Here is a 16,178-nt window from a genome sequence, read left to right on the forward strand (position 1 = left end):
TTTTGGCTTGGCGGTAATAATCTGCATGGTGAGGTTTTGCCCAAAATTCTGATTATTTCAGCGCATTTCTGGAACGCTCAAGACCGAATCATTACTTAGCGGAGAAGAAAAAGACCAATAAAGAATTGGCGGCTTACCTTGGGAAGTCAGAACAGATGATCTCTAAATGGGCGACTAATAGTGCGCAGCCGTCTGTTGAGACATTGTATAGTATTGCGAAATTCCTGAAAGTGGGTGTTTGCGAGCTATTAGTTAGTACAGATATTTATAAGGAAAAAAATAAAGCTGATTATTAAATTTCAGAAGCAGACAGATAGATGCGCGTATATAATTCAAATTAATGTTAAAAATTAACTTTGAATTTCATAAGATCACTAAGAGATAATACTTTAGCGCAAACTCCTCTCGATATTGCTTTTAGCGACTGCTGACCTTCAGTTGATGCTAAACAATTAAAAACCATTTCTCTGTATTTGGGAGCTACTCTTATTCTGTATATGCAATCAGAGAGTAATGCATTTCCGCCCCTCACCATTGATACCTTTCCAATACACCCCTTACCGACCCTAGCCAAAAGAATATCGCCAGGCTCAGCATATAAAGATGATTTTAATATCTTCTGAGGTATTTTTCCTTTTATAACCAACCCGGGGTTTCCATGCTCAAGACTAGTGGTATGGATATAAGGATATGCTTGAGCCTTTAGGTATTTATTCTCAAGACGACCACGTTTGATTTCGCATCCTATACTTTCTAAAGTGGTCGAATTGGTATCGACAGTGCGTCTATTCAGGTGAAAAGAATGAAAATTAAAATCCATTCGGTCAATTAACTTTTCACCACTGACCAAAGTTAAATCGATACATTTTCCGAATCTATCTGCCTTATAAAGCTCCACATTTTGAAAAAGGTCGCCATTTCCCTTTTCTAAGAATAATATGTGAGTTTTTGCCTCTGTCTTAGGAAAGATATTGGTTGGCAGTTCAATAATGCTTTTTATCGTATGGTTCTCTACAAGAGATTCCCTCAAAATTTTAAATTCCTGCCCGGTAATTAAGGTATCAGGAACTATTATCCCCATTTGCCCCCCTTCCTTTAAGAAGGAAAGATTTTGTGCAAGAAATACCGCGTCAGATGTCAAAATCCTAAGTTCTCTACACTTAGACAATTTTGCTTTGGAAAATATTTTGTCGTGATATGCTGTCCGAGTGATATTAAGATATGGAGGATTACATATTGCAACATCAATATTTCCCACGTATAATTTTAAACGCTCTGAAATACTAGAACTCAAAGAATTAACCTGTACTATTTTGACTTCTGGAAATTCATGTTTTATTTTTTCAACGCTCCTCAAATCAATATCCGCAGCAACAAAATTTGCATCTACCCATTTAGATTTAGCAGCTCTCAATAACGAACCTCTTCCAACTCCGAGTTCCAATACCGTATCTGGGTTATTGTAAGTTATTTGACTTATTAATAGGTCCGAAAAAAGTGATTGAGTATAATATCTGCCTAAATGGTCCATTTATGATAGACTTTTATATTTCATTTTGTATTCATCATATGCACTTTTCATAGTAATTACCAAACCTTTAGATTGTGCATTTTGTGAGGCAAAAATATCAAAATATTTCTTAAACCGTTTTCTATCTGAGTTAAAATTCCATTTCCAGGGTATTTCAGTGTCTAATTTTTTCCAAGAATCCCCACTTTGAATTGGATCTGCCAATTGTCTCATCATTATAACGGACCACAAAAAATGATTCAGTTCTTTTACAGTATTTGTACATGCAACACCTATTAACTGTAACGCATTATAATCTAATCTTATGGGTTTGTCAATGTATTTTTTATGGTTGCCCAATCCCAGATGCAACGCATTACTGGCACCAAGCTTTCCGAATCTATGAACAATACAATGTCTAAGATGACATATTTTTTCAAAATCAGTCAAAACGCGATTGACATTATCAGGAAACTTGATCCCTTTTAATCCTAAATAATCTTTTATTACATCCTTAATAGTATCCTTCTTTGTAAAAGATGTGGATTCTAAAAGTGTTTCAGGTAAGACCTCGACATCAGCATGTATTGCAGCTCCGTAGAGAATTTCTTTATGTTCACATGCTTGCATACTCTTCTCATCAAAATGAATAAGCTTACTTATGATTTCTCTTAAATAACTCTCAATTGCCGAAATAAATCCTAGGAGCACTAAGTTTATCATAACTGGGTTCACAGTGCTGACATTATTAATCGTCCCCTTAATTTTTTCTTTTATTTCGACAGAAATAAGTGCCTGCTGCTCCAATGAACTTATCAGCGACAAGACATCCCTCGGATCCAGGATAAGCCTATTTAGCTCAGTAACCTTTGTTAAAAATTTATCGATGGGAGAATTGGAAATCTCCGAATGCGTAATATCAAAAAAATTCTCAGTTTTAAATGGGCTTGTTATTGAGAACTCATTTACCTGAAAACTATATGCAGTTATATTTTTAGGTTTAGCCATTTTATGATAAAAATTCGTCAACAGTTGTTCTTACCGAATCAATAATTTGCTCGGAGCGTTTTGTCCCTATATATTTAACTGATTGCAATTCAGACTTCGGATGTTGTAATGCGATTATATCCTTTAAATAATGAATTGAAAGCTCCTTTTTTAGCCGTTGTTGTATCTTAGGCGAAATTGATAATACGTTAATCGGAAGAACCATACAAGCTTCAAAGGCGGATGGCTTCACGAGCTGTGTTCCACAAACATGACAAAATTTTTGCTCTTCAGTTAATCTAATAGATCGGCAAGACTGACATGGAGGAAGATCAAGACGCAAATTGGTCAACTCATTGTTAGACAGTAGTGTTTGAAGCGTCCGCCTCAATGGATGCTTCTTTTCACGCTGGTTTAATTTGTCTAAAATTTCCTGCGGATTAAACCCTCGAGAGGTACTGAATGCTCGTTCTTTAATAAGGAAAATAATATGAGGAATATATCTCCTGTAGTTACGAGAGTCCCCATCCTCTACATTGCCATGTTTCACTATACCTATAGAATATAGTAATCCTGCTTCAGTAAGAAAGCGAAGCATTCTTTCCGACATCCTGTTTACACTCAAACTCCTATCGTCTATACCGATAACAATGGATTTATGATTCGCCTGCTCTTTATTATCAGCTACTAAATCTGTAATAATTTTTCTAAAAAACAGATATCCAGTTTCAATTATTAATTTAAACTGTGGAATTTTTTGCTCCAACGAATGGTATTCGGAATCAATATATTGTATATGTGCTTCAATAGATTTATTGAACTTTGCCTGTGATGAGGATTCAGTACTATCCTTATATCGTCTTAATAAGGAAATAAATGCGCGTGGAATGCCGAAAGATGCATATTTGTATATTTCCAGGATTGTATTAGGAATTGTTACTTTATATTGATTGAACCTTTTATCAATCAGACTATCCATAAATTCGCCATAAGCACTATCATTTATGCTCAACCAACAATTAACAAGTTCAGCGTCCTGCCCGACATGGAATCTTGGACCGTATTCTGTCGTACCAGGATAAACGGATGCTTTAGGTGAGATTATCTTTGATTTTAAACTCCGATATATATCGAAAAATTCCACCAAATAATCTGGCGTAAAAGTGAGGGCCGCATCATCTAAAAGCAATACGACACGTGTCTTATCCAATCGCATAGCAACGAATTCCAATATTCGCGTTACATAACTTATTGATGTTTTTCTAAGTACTGTATGTGTATTCAATTCGGAATATCTTGCAAGTTCCGCACCGGCAATAAAATCATCCAATTCTTCAGCAGTGACATATTCATTTTGTATCTCCGTTAACAAATCCGATTTGTTAATTGCTGCGAGATACTCATAACACCCTTTCAAAATTTTCGCAAGTACCCAAGCATGAAAAATAGAAAAAGCATTTGAGGCCTTTCCTAACATTGGTTCTAAATAATAATATCGACCAAAGGTTGCAAAAATTGCCACCGGTTTACTACTTTGTTCAAAGTCATTTACACACGTACTGTAGGTCAACCGCATTTGGTGCGTTTTACCTGTACCTCTCGGTCCCGCTAAAAGTTTAGCACCGGCACCCATAAGTTTCCTCTGAATACTCTGAAAATGACCATTTTCAATGTTCCAAATTTCTAAATCATCATCTTTTATATTATCAGACCGCTCTTCAAATTCCTTTTCATTATTACCATCAAGAATATCCTGCATAACTTAGTTTTTTATAGAAAATCCCTGGTTTGTTAATTTAGGGACACGAATACCAATTAACCTACATACGTAATTAAGCTAACTGTCCTTTTCACTACCTTGATAATGCCTGGACCAACGCCACTTCTTAACCTCATGCCTATTATAGTGCCAAAACCGATGTAAAAGTTTATCCTTTATTGCACAACTTGAATGAAAATATCCTATTAGTTCAAAAAAAGCATTGGATGAATAGCCTTTCAGTACATGAAGTATTGAGGATGGGTATTCAGTGATTCCGACCCCAATTATCGTATTTCTCGTATCAAAAATGCCAACAACAACCCCTGCAGGAAAATCACCTATAACATCAATAATACCAACTGGTAGCAAATTCCTTTTTAAACGCTTAATTGCATTAGCTGCGCCAGGATCTATTATTATCTTACCGTAATATTTAAATTCAGAAAACAAGATCTTTTTGTAAAGGATCTGGCCTATTTCTTCTGAACCTGATTTTTCTACATATTTTTGAAGATTATATAATTCAACTTGAATCGCTGCATTGTTCTCAAATAATTTATAATAATAGACTCTGCCAGGCTTTTCAATCCCGAGGAAGATTCTTTTTATTATAGATAAATCGTGCGCAGTTGTGAAAACTTTAATGCTAGTGGGATCAATACGATGGGAGAGTGATAGTATTTGTAGCAATTTATTGGGCTGGAAAACATATCTCGTATTAGAGAGAATTCGATAAAAATCTATTTTGTTGATTGCTGAAGAATCAAATCCCTGTGGAGAGTTATTCATGTATCTAAGTACCAATTCTAACTTATTTATTAAATCTTTCTCCTGATGATCAATAGAATTAATATTATTAATTAAATCACCTAATGGGTAGTACTCAGTTGCCAGGAAAAAGAAATCCGCAATATTAGTTTCATAATAAACAGCTATTAATTTTTTGCTTAATAACACCTTTAAATAGTCATCTTTAATTTGACGATCTTCTTCTAGTAAGTGTCGAAAAAGAGAAAGCGACATCTCGGGATATTTAGCAACCAGCTTATTTAATGTGATGTAAGCGCTTTTAGGGTCAATTACTGAAAATTCTTTAATTATAGCTTTTGATATTAACTCACAGTGTTTATCAGAAGAAAATAAAATAGCTAATGCTTCCTCATAAACTGGGTGTGAAAATCTATAAGCTGTCTTTATTTGACCCAACTGTTCTATTCGATAACCGATCTGAGATCTAATTTCAAGATTTAATGAGAAACTATGGACTGCAAAATTCAATGACACCAGGTGTTTTGACACTCTCTCAAATAACTCTGAAACTAATAACTTCCCTTTTAAACCACAGAAAAATGTCAGGTACAATATGATCTTAGTGGTTAATCCAGTCGCTAATATTTCAAGGGCAAAAACTTTTACAATTTCATTTTCCCGTTTTTCAATTAGTTCATTAAGTTCCTCAATGGTAGTGATCGATCTAGAAACAAAAACCAAGTCTCTTATTGATAAGGGTGTTGTAATTTTTTTCTCTGTTATGGCTAGGTGTACAATATCCCGAAATTCCGAATCATCATACCACGGACACACAAGAGCTGCAAGCTTATTGAAAATAGATATTAGGCCGTCATCATCATAAGATGGATTCCTTACATTCAATTCTCTCTTTAAGAGAATGACGTCTTTTTCTAATAGGCTCTCTTTGCTAAAATCCTCAAAAACTTCCTTTCGAGATGTTATTATTATTTTGCTCTTATATTCCGCTAATTTATCAACAAGTGGGCTAAAAACTTGCAGTAGGGATTCCCGTTTCTCAAATACGGTTCGGCCAAAAGGGTCTTCAAAATACACTACCTGTTTTTCCGTCGGGGTAAAATCCCTCAAGGCTTTACTTTGCATGTCTCGATCTTCTTTTTCCAAGCCGGAAAACCAAATAGGCTCGAATCCTTTATTAAAGTAATCCTTCATGATTCTAACAGCTGTGTAGGTTTTACCTATTCCAGGGTCACCAATAATGATAACCAAATTGCTCTTTTCCAGTGTATGATATATATCCTCATATTCTTTAGGAGGAACATATAGCTCCTCTATTCTCTGGTATCTCTCATCATCATTTGCTATTTTCTGAATAAATAGTAAATCTTTACTTACAGTTGAAGAACTAGCAGATACTAACATCACATTGGGGTTAGTTTCGATACTTCTGTTTATGAACGGCCGTTTTTCCTCTAAACTGAATTCATGAATTACATACTCTGTCTCTTTTCTAAATTCAAATAATTTTGTCTTAGGTTGTAAATCTGTAAAGCCTCTTTCTTTTAACTTATCCGTAAATAATCTATCCATTAATCCAAAAAAAGCAGATCTGCCATCTCCATTCTTGCCATCGTAAAAGTTAGAATAAACAATATATAGCCCTGTTTGAGAATTGCTACACTCAATATCCATCCTTGAGTAATATAAGTCCGATTCTTTTTGAAAAGACGGCACAAATAAACAATCTAGTGAATTCAAATTCAGTCGCTTCTTCAAGTCATCATCAAGATAGTCAGAACAAATCAACACTGAAAAGTTGCCAATGGACGAATTAACAAATTTCAATACTCTCGTGCCCTTAACAATCCCATCACCTTCAATCGGAGACTTTTCAATTGGTGCTGGATTTAGTTTTTCACTAAAATACACAACCCCACTTATTATTATCGGACATCTAGAAATATATCCATTTGCAGTCTTGTAGTAGTGAGAGCCACAAATAACAATTGTACCATGTTGATTAGACCACTCTTGCAAAAGCCCTATAAGACTTTCAGGTACAGATAATTCTGGAAATACCAAAACATCAATAGTATATTGTTTTGCAATTTTTAAGAACTCTCTAATTTTCACCGTGAGCTTTTCGCTCTTCTGTAAAAAATAAAGCCCACTCTCCTTTTGCCATTGAAATTCATTGGCATTTACCTGGCAGTTCATGACCCTGCAACATGATTGTTTGTTCTTCCCTAAGTCGATTATTTCAATAGTATTCATTAATAAATTAAATATTTGGAGTAAACGGACATTTTTAAAGATCTCTTACCTAATTGTCTATCAAGATTTAAGATCATTTTTTAAACTAATCAAAAACAATCACATACACATTTATTGATTATCAATAAATATATTAACTATACCTCAATTAAGTAATTTACAAATATTTATTTGTTCAATATACCTTTTGTAGCGAATAGGTTACAAAAATCGATACCCCAATAGTTCGACACTTGTCCGGCCCGTTGTACCAACGAGGAAAAAGGGAACATCGGATGATGTTCCTTTTTTTGTTTCCATATCTAGTATCTTTCTCTTTAAGAAATATTCGACCTTTGTGACATCTGATCTACCTTAGTATAAAGGCTATTTTTAAAATACTAAAAAAATTAGTATTTTACATTAAATTGATTGACTCGCATTATTAATATGACTCATAATCAAAACAATAGCATACATCAATACACTCCGGACCAAATTGATAAGATCGGTGATACCGTTATTTATCTTTCGGATAAGATTAAGCCATTGTATAAAACTAAACTATTAAAGCTCCTCTATTTTCTGGATGAGTTTTCTGTAAAAAAACATGGAATCCCCTTTCTAAACCTTGATTACGAGGTATGGCAAGCAGGTCCGGTTTGCAGCGACATTTATCAGGAGGTGAATGAAGCACCCAACATGCTGGCAGACTACATAGAACTTACAAATGATAGCAATGGAACGAAAGTTTCAGGTCGCAAACCGTTTTGTGATGATGAGTTTTCGAAGAATGAAATTGAATTAATGGATTACCTCATTAGTACTTTTAAATATTCCGGTGCTCAGGAATTGGTTGACTTTACTCACAGAACAACTTCTCCATGGTATAAAGTCGCACATCAATATGGGCTGATCGAACTTTTTGAGTCAAAAAGAGCCAATACATCAAACTATCGGTTAGATCTTGGTGAGCTTGTGGCTGGAGACCCCATTAAGGAAAAACTTTACAACGATTTTCAGGAATATTATAAAACTGTCAAATCACTCAAATTGTGATGTTCCCACCTGGTACAATTTTGTATTTCACGCCCTTCTACTTCAAGGATAATAAGACTCCTGCAAAAAACAAGTATTTTATAAGCTAAGGTCAGAAGGATAATAATCTATTGCTAGCCACATTGCCGTCAAGTCAGGATTATGTGCCTGCGTACGCGTCAAAACAGCATGGGTGTATAAATATTGCCGATGCAAATTTTAATTGCTATTATTTTGAAGCAGAGAAAATAATAACTACAAATGGATGGGCTTTTCCGAAACCCACTTATTCATATGCAAATTGGATTGATGAATTTAACCAAATATCCTTTGAAGACCAATACGCCTTTGAAGGAATCGACTATGAGCAAATAGGTAGATTGACGGAAATTGAATTTCTCAACTTGGTTAAATGTTTTGTCACTGCACCTAATATAAAAAATAAGTATAAAAGGATTTTGGAAAGAATTACCTACTGATATTCATTTCCAAAGTTTAATAATAAATATCAGGTTCATAAAATCCGACACAAAATAGTTCGACACCTGTCCACCCCGTTGTACCAACACGGACGGAGATAGTACAAAAGTATTATCTCCGTTTTTATGTTGGGGCAGATTCGCCGCCTATTAGGCTATGTCGGGGAAGACTTCATTTACCGGATCAAGTTGAAACCCAGGGGATTCGTGTGATTAAATCACGGCTACGCCTATCCACTTTTAGTGCGGAATATCACATATCAAAATAATCCAAGCCGACTGTCAAATTAATGCGCACTGGGGAATGATCCCCAATCAGAAAGAGGCCATTCGTACAGTGAGGAGGTCTTTATGTAAGCAGCAATTCCTTCACCGTTTGAATCCCTGGTAAACTTTTCGCTATCACAATGACTTTACCGCCCGAAGGCAACGCCGAAGTTTTAAAATGCCAATCTACTCCATTCCGGTCCAAAAATGCACGCCCTCTCTCGGTAATAACCCCGTCGGCGTCTATTACCTTTACCTCCACTTCTGCCACCCGGAACTCATTTTGGGCAGTCACTACCACTTTCTCCTTTTCTAACCTGATATTCTGGACTTCAGGACTGCGGTAAGCATCCTTCACTGCTATATTATAAGCATTTTGACCCGGCCCTGCCAGCGACTGATAATAAGCCTTTATCTGCGGATCTTCCAGCATCAGCTGCGCACGCATCGAAGCAATAGTCATCTTATGCCTTGCCTCCAGCTGCTTTTGTGTAGGCTTTTTCTTTGAAGGGCCGCGTTTCTTCGCCATAATGATCTGCCCATTCCGTTCGTAGATCGTGATTTGCTTGCCGAGAGAGCCCCGTACAAGTTGCATGAGGATATTGTCTTTAACAATGGCCATAAAAAGGTCGTTTTGAGGTTAGTAATACAAGTTTTCTATATCGTTTCTCTAAGGTACGTATAAGTATATTAAATTGTCATTAAAACATCATTTAAAGGTCACTTCAATATCGATTTGATATATAAATGCCCTTTTGATATCCTTTTGGTGACCTTACAGTAACCTTATATGAAGCCGATAGGAGCCCTATCCGAACACTTCAGAAGGATTAACTCTACTAGCGGAGGCTATTATCAAGGAATTTCCAGATTGTCAAAACCATTCGGTTCGACACTGCAAAGCGAGGAGTAACTGATATACAAACATTGTTTGCGGTCTTATAGAAACGATGAACATCGCTTCCCATAATCTACCTTCACCTATTAAAAATAATGGGGTAAGTTAATGATTAATAAGCAGCGGCCTACCATCTTCATCTGCACGCTGTATTCCATATTCCTTTTGTATTCGGGGGGAAATCTTTACTTACTGACACCGGATGCGCTATGCACCCCTTCCTCATAACTAGTTTCGAACTTATATCCTTTGCCGCGTATAACGACAATATTGATATTCGGATCGAATTCCAATTTCTTTCTAAGTTTTGATATGAACATATCCAGACTACGCCCTACAATAACCCCTTCATCCTCCCATATCTCTTTTTGCAGCCGGCTTCTCTCTATCGTCTCGTTAGGGGATTGTGCGAAGATGAGCAGTAAACGGGTTTCAGTCCTGGTCAGGTCCATAGGTTTTTTATCTATTATCAGCTGCCGTTTTTCCGCATCAAACAAGACCGGGCCAAAAGTGAATTTCTGGGTATTTTGACCAACCGGAGCAGGTTCCTCAACATCTATCGGTACAAGTTCATTACCGCTCTGACCAACCGGGGGCATACCAGGGATGTTAGTTGAAAACCTGCGTGACTTAACAAATTCCCAAAAAACAAAGCCGGCAAATGCCAAAAATGATAGGCCACCCAGCAGATATCCTATCATCGCTTTATTCGTCCCCAGGGGTTTAAATTTAATGTTAACCATGTAACATCCTCTAGGCTGCACTCTTTTTGAACATGTCACAATGTTATCTTTTTCATTTCCCGATATCGCGTATCCATAGGCCACACTGCCGTTACCGCAGTTCAGAACGTTAACAACGTAATCACCTGTGAGCGGGTCTTTAGCCAGCAAATGCCGGGTAATCTTCACCAGAGAGTCAGGTTGAAAAGTGAGCGCTTTCTCAAAACTGATCTGATATTCATTTTCCGCGATCTTTTTCACCGGGAGCACCCTTGATGTACTGTCTCCCGCCTGTAAGAGTAGCTCATGTCCGATCTTGCGGAGCAAAACTTCCTTTCTGCTGATATAAAAATCGTCACTGCCTACCATATTGAAAGTCAGGCAGACTGCAAAAATCAACAAGAATAAAATCAGCCCGTATAGGTACTTGCGATTTCCAGAGAAGAGGTTTCGGCCACTATGCATAGTCTTAGGATATTTACAAAGTTTACACTTTTAATTTGAAACCCGGATTTCTCAGATTAAAAGGTATTAAAGAATTTCACTGGGACCAACGTTGATATCATATGAAAAATAAAAGAGATTTTCTCTTAACAACTCTCCTCCTGCATCCTGGGACCTTTGGCCGATGAGATCTCTGTGATCCTAGAGTTGATGTATAATAAGGAATGATAGTAACGTAAAAAAGAAAAATGAAGAAGTACGCACGTATTTCCTTCCGGCCCTCCAAAATAAAATCGTTTATGAGCGACGACACCGATTTTCCACTTTCAAAATGTTAGTGGCGGAAAGACGGACCTGATCCGGAATGATCTTCCGGTAATAACTACAGATGGGGTTAGAAAGAATATTCGCCTGCCGCTACCCTTGTTTGATAAGTGATGATAATTTCTCCCTGTTCTTAATAATGATCGTTTTCCCTGAAAGCTCAAGAATACGATCAGCCGAGAACTCGTTCATTACTTTAAATATTGTTTCATAGGTTGTGCCGGCATAAGATGCAACATCTTGCCTGGTCAGGGTGCCTTTAATGGTCCCGTCTTCATCACAGCCAAACACTTCGGCAATTTTCAGCAGCGTATCTGCAATACGGCTTTTTACATCCATATGAACCATATTCCGCATACCCTTTTCGGCCTCCTGCAGGTCCCTGGCATAATATAGCATGAGCTGATACGTAAGTTCAGGATTGATCCTGAGCGTTGTTTTGAGAAATGCTGTGGTAATAAAGCAAACGGATGCATCTTCTATAGCAGTTGCAGAGACCGGATAATACTGCTCTGCAGCGATCCCCCTATGCCCAAGCACGTCGCCTTCCTTCGCTAATTTGATGATAAGTTCCTTATCGTCACCCCATTTCTTATGTATTTTAACCTTCCCTTCGTGTAAAAAATAAAATCCTGTTACAGGCTCATCTTCCCGGAATATGGCTTGTCCTTTCTTGAAACTCAACAACTTAGAGTTATTATCAATAGCGGCTTCCCATTCAGGTAACGAATACTTCTTCAGGAAGCAATTAGTGTGATGCTGCATAGTCAAAGTTACAAAAACATTGTTTAGGCAATGTTTTATAAGCTAATTTTAATAAATAAATTTAATAAAATGTTGTTTTAGCAATACTTTTGCACAATAAACAACAATTTTATGCGCAATAAAGATATTGACGAATCTATTTCAATAGCGCCGTCCCTAGACCTAAATATCAACAGGGAACAGGAAGAGAACCGGCCTCTGATGTCCAAAAGAGTCCTATACTTAAGCATTCAGGTAATATTTAACGCTATTGTAATAGGTTTTGTCGCTAAGGCACTGGTTGCATTGATCAGCCTTATTACTAATCTTTCATTTTACGGAGAATTCTCAATTGAAGAAAGCAGCCCGGCTGGCAATCATCTCGGCTGGTGGGTAGTTATTATACCGGTGATAGGCGGCCTGCTGGTGGGCATTATGGCACGTATCGGTTCGTCTGCTATACGCGGGCATGGAATACCGGAAGCGATGGAGCAGGTGCTTACAAATAAAAGCCGTATAAAGCCGATCATTACGTTATTAAAACCACTATCCGCCGCAATATCTATAGGTACCGGCGGTCCATTTGGTGCTGAAGGACCTATCATTTCTACCGGTGGTGCATTTGGTTCGCTTGCCGGACAGATCATGCATATTTCGCCCAATGAGCGTAAGATCATGTTGACTGCGGGCGCTACGGCTGGTATGGCTGCCATTTTTGGTACCCCTGTAGCGGCGGTATTACTTGCTATTGAGTTGCTGTTATTTGAATTTTCTCCCCGTTCAATTATACCTGTGGCATTAGCCTGTGCAACCGGCGCCGCTATGCACTATGCTCTTTTCAGCAATGCCCCTGTATTTTCAATGCCTGATATTCCAGCCGCAGGAACTGAAGCAATGATCTGCTATGTTGCTATGGGTGCAGTTATAGGCATGATCGCAGCTGTTGTTACCAAAAGCGTCTATTTCATTGAAGACATGTTTGAAAAACTGCCTATTCACTGGATGTGGTGGCCGGCAATAGGGTCCCTGGCAGTAGGTATAACAGGTTATTTCGCTCCATATACTATGGGTGTTGGATATAGCAATATTTCTCAGCTGCTGAGTGGGAACATCAGCGTTCAACTTATACTGGGATTGTGTTTTCTTAAGTTTATTTCCTGGTCCATTTCTTTAGGAAGCGGCACTTCAGGAGGAACACTTGCACCGTTATTAACGATCGGAGGAGCTACCGGGCTGGGACTTGGTGTTATTATAACAACCTTGTTCCCCCAGATCGGCATCAGTCTGCCTACCTGTGCACTTATAGGCATGGCGGCCATGTTTGCCGGTTCAGCAAGAGCGCTGTTAACTTCGATAGTTTTTGCCTTTGAAACCACCTTACAACCACATGGGTTGTTACCGTTATTAGGCGCATGTACAGCATCCTACTGCGTCTCTTTCTTTATGATGAAAAGTTCTATAATGACGGAAAAGATCAACAGACGAGGTGTACCTACGCCTGATGCTTATGAACCGGACATCTTACGTGAACTTACAGTGGAAGAGGTGATGGATAAAAATATACCGGCTGTGTGGGAAAACGAAAGTATTAAAGAAGTATTGGAATCATCAGGATCAAAAATACAAAATGGATATGGTGCCATCATTTTTAATAGCGAGGACAAGCCATGCGGCGTGATGAATATAAAAGAGTTGTATGAAGGCCTGATAAAAGGGAATACAACTATGTCTGAGTTGAAATATGAACAGGTTTTTGTTTATCCTTCCAGCACTTTACTTACTGCCATTACCTTAATGGAAGAGCATAAACTGGATCTGCTACCTGTAGTTTCCAGGCAAGACAGGGAAAAAGTAACTGGTGTTATCACAAAACATCTGATACTTTCCACTTATCGCAAAAGGCGCGATGGCGACGATGAACACCAAAGAGAGATTTCATTAAGACGAAGCAGTTATCGGTTCCTGGCTAAAACAAAGATGTTGAGGAAGGAACAGCCTAAAAAATTTTCTAAGGGAGAATAATAAAGCTCAATCAAACTTAGAAGAAAAATAATCGCATAAAGACTTTCAAAATAACGGGAAGGTGTTTCAAAAAATTTGAGACACCTTTCTACTTTAAAGCAATCAATCTATTGGGGTAAGATCAATATTCATCATTGGCTAATGTGATATTGCCGTGGATAAAACTTTTTCTATTTCGGATAGTGAAGCGTCTTTCAACAGGATATTACCCTCAGGATCCAATAGGAATTTTACAGGGATAGCGGATACATTCAAGAGAATCGCAGCCTTATTATCATTACCTTTTAGATCGGAAAGATTTGACCAGTCAATTTTATGTTTGGCAATCGCTTCAGTCCACAGCTTTCGATTCGTGTCCATTGAAATACCCAGTATCTGAAACCCTTCCGACTTGTAAGTACTATCAAGTCTTTTCAATTCCGGCAACTCTTTCAGGCAAGGTATACACCAACTTGCCCAAAAATCAACCAATACATATTTCCCCCGGAATTCGGTAATGTTCCTAATTCGGCCTGAGGTATCGGGCATGGAAAAAAAAGGTACCGGCTTTTTCAGGCTAACTAATTCAGGATAGTCGAATAGCATATACCTCAGTTTTTTTCCCAGTGCAGTATTCGCCAACTCATCCGACAATTTCAAATAATACTTTTTAGCGGTGTCAGCTTTTATAAAATCTGCTATCCCGGATAATTCATATAAAGCTCCATAATTAGCCGGAGCTTGTTCAATAAACCTGCCTATGTTAGTTTCATTCTCTCTATTATATTGTGCAAGGTAAGTCTTCTCAAATGTTTTAACCTGTGTCGCATCGCTACGCTTCTTTAGGCTATCAATAACCCTGTAAAGCGCTCGTCTCCTTACAGATAATGGGTAAGAAACATCTTTCCTGTATGCCTCATATACTTCATTTTGTGTAGAGCCTGTTATTTTTGATCTATATAATGAATCCTTAACTCCTTTTATTTCTATTGTGGTGTTTTCAGCAATAAAACTAACCCAGCCATTAGCTATTCCAGGAACTTCAATTGAGTAAAATGTCAGTTCGTCAGCGTGGCCATTGAAAAAGAATTGATCATCCTTACTATAGCAGGAATCAAAATACCGTATTTCAAATCCGGGTCCATAACCATTTTTAGGTTTATTTCCCAAGAGTACTTTCGCATTGCCAATGCCTTTTATTTTTCCTAGAATCCTATACTCTTTTTTATCCTGGGCGATGCCTTTAATACTGAAAACAACAAGAAGCGCAAGTATTAAGTTTCTTAAATTCATAGCTGTTGGAGCTTAGAGAATACAAAAACGGTGTACCACCGGTAGCCATTTAAAATGGCATACCGGTGGTAGATAATCAAATATAGGTAATGAGTACTAACATTGATTCTTATATTCTTCATCTCCGCACTTAATCGAATGATCTTTTGTCTGGCATATTACATTGTAGCCGCAATCCACAGTTTTCTTTTCACCATTGGGACATGTAACACTGCACGATGCTGCACCTTCGGAGCCACCACCGTAAGAGCCGCCAAAAACATTTTTCAATTGAGCTCTGGTAAGAACTTCTTTCGCGCCTAAGTCCAGCACCGCTAATTTTAATTTCTTCATAATTTCTTTTTAAGAGTTAAAAAAGACCTAAAAGCATTTTATGGTTTTGGGTGTTCCATTTCCATTAGAGCATGTTACGGAATGTCCATCCCGACCATAGCAATAATCATATCCGTCACAGGTAATTGAGCGATCGCTGGAACACCAGGCAGTGGCAGAGCATGCTGTACCGGTACCACTACCGCTTCCATAGGGGTCTGATCCACCAAGAATGTTCTTAAGCTGACTTCTGGAAAGTACTTCCTTTGCACCGAGGTCTAGTGCCTTTAGTTTAAGCTTCTTCATTTTATTTCATTTTTCTTGAAAAATAAGCCAAAGCTCATTTGGCCCCTGAAAGACCTTCCGGGGTAGGCGCGCACTACCCTTTGTTCAG

General features: G+C 37.8%; 13 protein-coding genes. 3 read left to right on the forward strand and 10 right to left on the reverse strand.

What is annotated here, in order from left to right; translation table 11 throughout:
* Window positions 1–68: 68 nt before the first annotated feature.
* Window positions 69–296, forward strand: a complete 228-nt coding sequence (locus C7475_RS08025) for a helix-turn-helix transcriptional regulator (protein WP_110052860.1) — start codon at window positions 69–71, stop codon at window positions 294–296.
* A gap of 47 nt (window positions 297–343) precedes the next feature.
* Here the strand turns inward: C7475_RS08025 and C7475_RS08030 are convergent, their stop codons facing one another.
* The 4 genes from C7475_RS08030 to C7475_RS08045 form a co-directional block, all read right to left on the reverse strand.
* Window positions 344–1,531: an N-6 DNA methylase gene (locus C7475_RS08030; protein WP_110052861.1), complete on the reverse strand. Its 1,188-nt coding sequence runs from the start codon at window positions 1,529–1,531 to the stop codon at window positions 344–346.
* Complete coding sequence (locus C7475_RS08035) at window positions 1,532–2,518, reverse strand: hypothetical protein (protein WP_110052862.1); 987 nt, start codon at window positions 2,516–2,518, stop codon at window positions 1,532–1,534.
* Window position 2,519: 1 nt separating this feature from the next.
* Window positions 2,520–4,256: a hypothetical protein gene (locus C7475_RS08040; protein WP_110052863.1), complete on the reverse strand. Its 1,737-nt coding sequence runs from the start codon at window positions 4,254–4,256 to the stop codon at window positions 2,520–2,522.
* 78 nt (window positions 4,257–4,334) lie between these two features.
* Window positions 4,335–7,283 (reverse strand): PUA domain-containing protein, encoded by a 2,949-nt coding sequence (locus C7475_RS08045; protein WP_110052864.1) that lies wholly within the window; start codon window positions 7,281–7,283, stop codon window positions 4,335–4,337.
* Between the two features lie 429 nt (window positions 7,284–7,712).
* Between C7475_RS08045 and C7475_RS08050 the strand changes: the two genes are divergently transcribed.
* Complete coding sequence (locus C7475_RS08050; protein ID WP_110052865.1) at window positions 7,713–8,321, forward strand: type II toxin-antitoxin system antitoxin SocA domain-containing protein; 609 nt, start codon at window positions 7,713–7,715, stop codon at window positions 8,319–8,321.
* 807 nt (window positions 8,322–9,128) lie between these two features.
* On the opposite strand, the gene C7475_RS08060 is transcribed toward C7475_RS08050, so the two are convergent.
* The 3 genes from C7475_RS08060 to C7475_RS08070 form a co-directional block, all read right to left on the reverse strand.
* Window positions 9,129–9,668 (reverse strand): hypothetical protein, encoded by a 540-nt coding sequence (locus C7475_RS08060; RefSeq protein ID WP_110052867.1) that lies wholly within the window; start codon window positions 9,666–9,668, stop codon window positions 9,129–9,131.
* Between the two features lie 461 nt (window positions 9,669–10,129).
* Window positions 10,130–11,035, reverse strand: a complete 906-nt coding sequence (locus C7475_RS08065; protein ID WP_233259792.1) for a winged helix-turn-helix domain-containing protein — start codon at window positions 11,033–11,035, stop codon at window positions 10,130–10,132.
* 492 nt (window positions 11,036–11,527) lie between these two features.
* Window positions 11,528–12,199 (reverse strand): Crp/Fnr family transcriptional regulator, encoded by a 672-nt coding sequence (locus C7475_RS08070; RefSeq protein WP_110052869.1) that lies wholly within the window; start codon window positions 12,197–12,199, stop codon window positions 11,528–11,530.
* 111 nt (window positions 12,200–12,310) lie between these two features.
* Between C7475_RS08070 and C7475_RS08075 the strand changes: the two genes are divergently transcribed.
* Window positions 12,311–14,200 (forward strand): chloride channel protein, encoded by a 1,890-nt coding sequence (locus tag C7475_RS08075; protein WP_110052870.1) that lies wholly within the window; start codon window positions 12,311–12,313, stop codon window positions 14,198–14,200.
* A 138-nt stretch (window positions 14,201–14,338) separates the two neighbouring features.
* Here C7475_RS08075 and C7475_RS08080 read toward each other — a convergent pair whose 3' ends face one another.
* From C7475_RS08080 to C7475_RS33405, 3 genes are all read right to left on the reverse strand, one after another.
* The gene (locus C7475_RS08080) at window positions 14,339–15,472 is read right to left on the reverse strand and encodes a TlpA disulfide reductase family protein (RefSeq protein WP_110052871.1); all 1,134 of its coding nucleotides are present in this window, start codon (window positions 15,470–15,472) and stop codon (window positions 14,339–14,341) included.
* Window positions 15,473–15,568: 96 nt separating this feature from the next.
* Entirely contained in the window at window positions 15,569–15,805 is a 237-nt protein-coding gene (locus C7475_RS08085) for a hypothetical protein (RefSeq protein ID WP_110052872.1), read from the reverse strand.
* Window positions 15,806–15,879: 74 nt separating this feature from the next.
* The gene (locus C7475_RS33405) at window positions 15,880–16,011 is read right to left on the reverse strand and encodes a hypothetical protein (RefSeq protein ID WP_255412644.1); all 132 of its coding nucleotides are present in this window, start codon (window positions 16,009–16,011) and stop codon (window positions 15,880–15,882) included.
* Window positions 16,012–16,178: the final 167 nt, after the last annotated feature.

The sequence above is a fragment of the Chitinophaga sp. S165 genome (genome assembly GCF_003182155.1).
In the GTDB taxonomy this organism is placed as follows: domain Bacteria; phylum Bacteroidota; class Bacteroidia; order Chitinophagales; family Chitinophagaceae; genus Chitinophaga.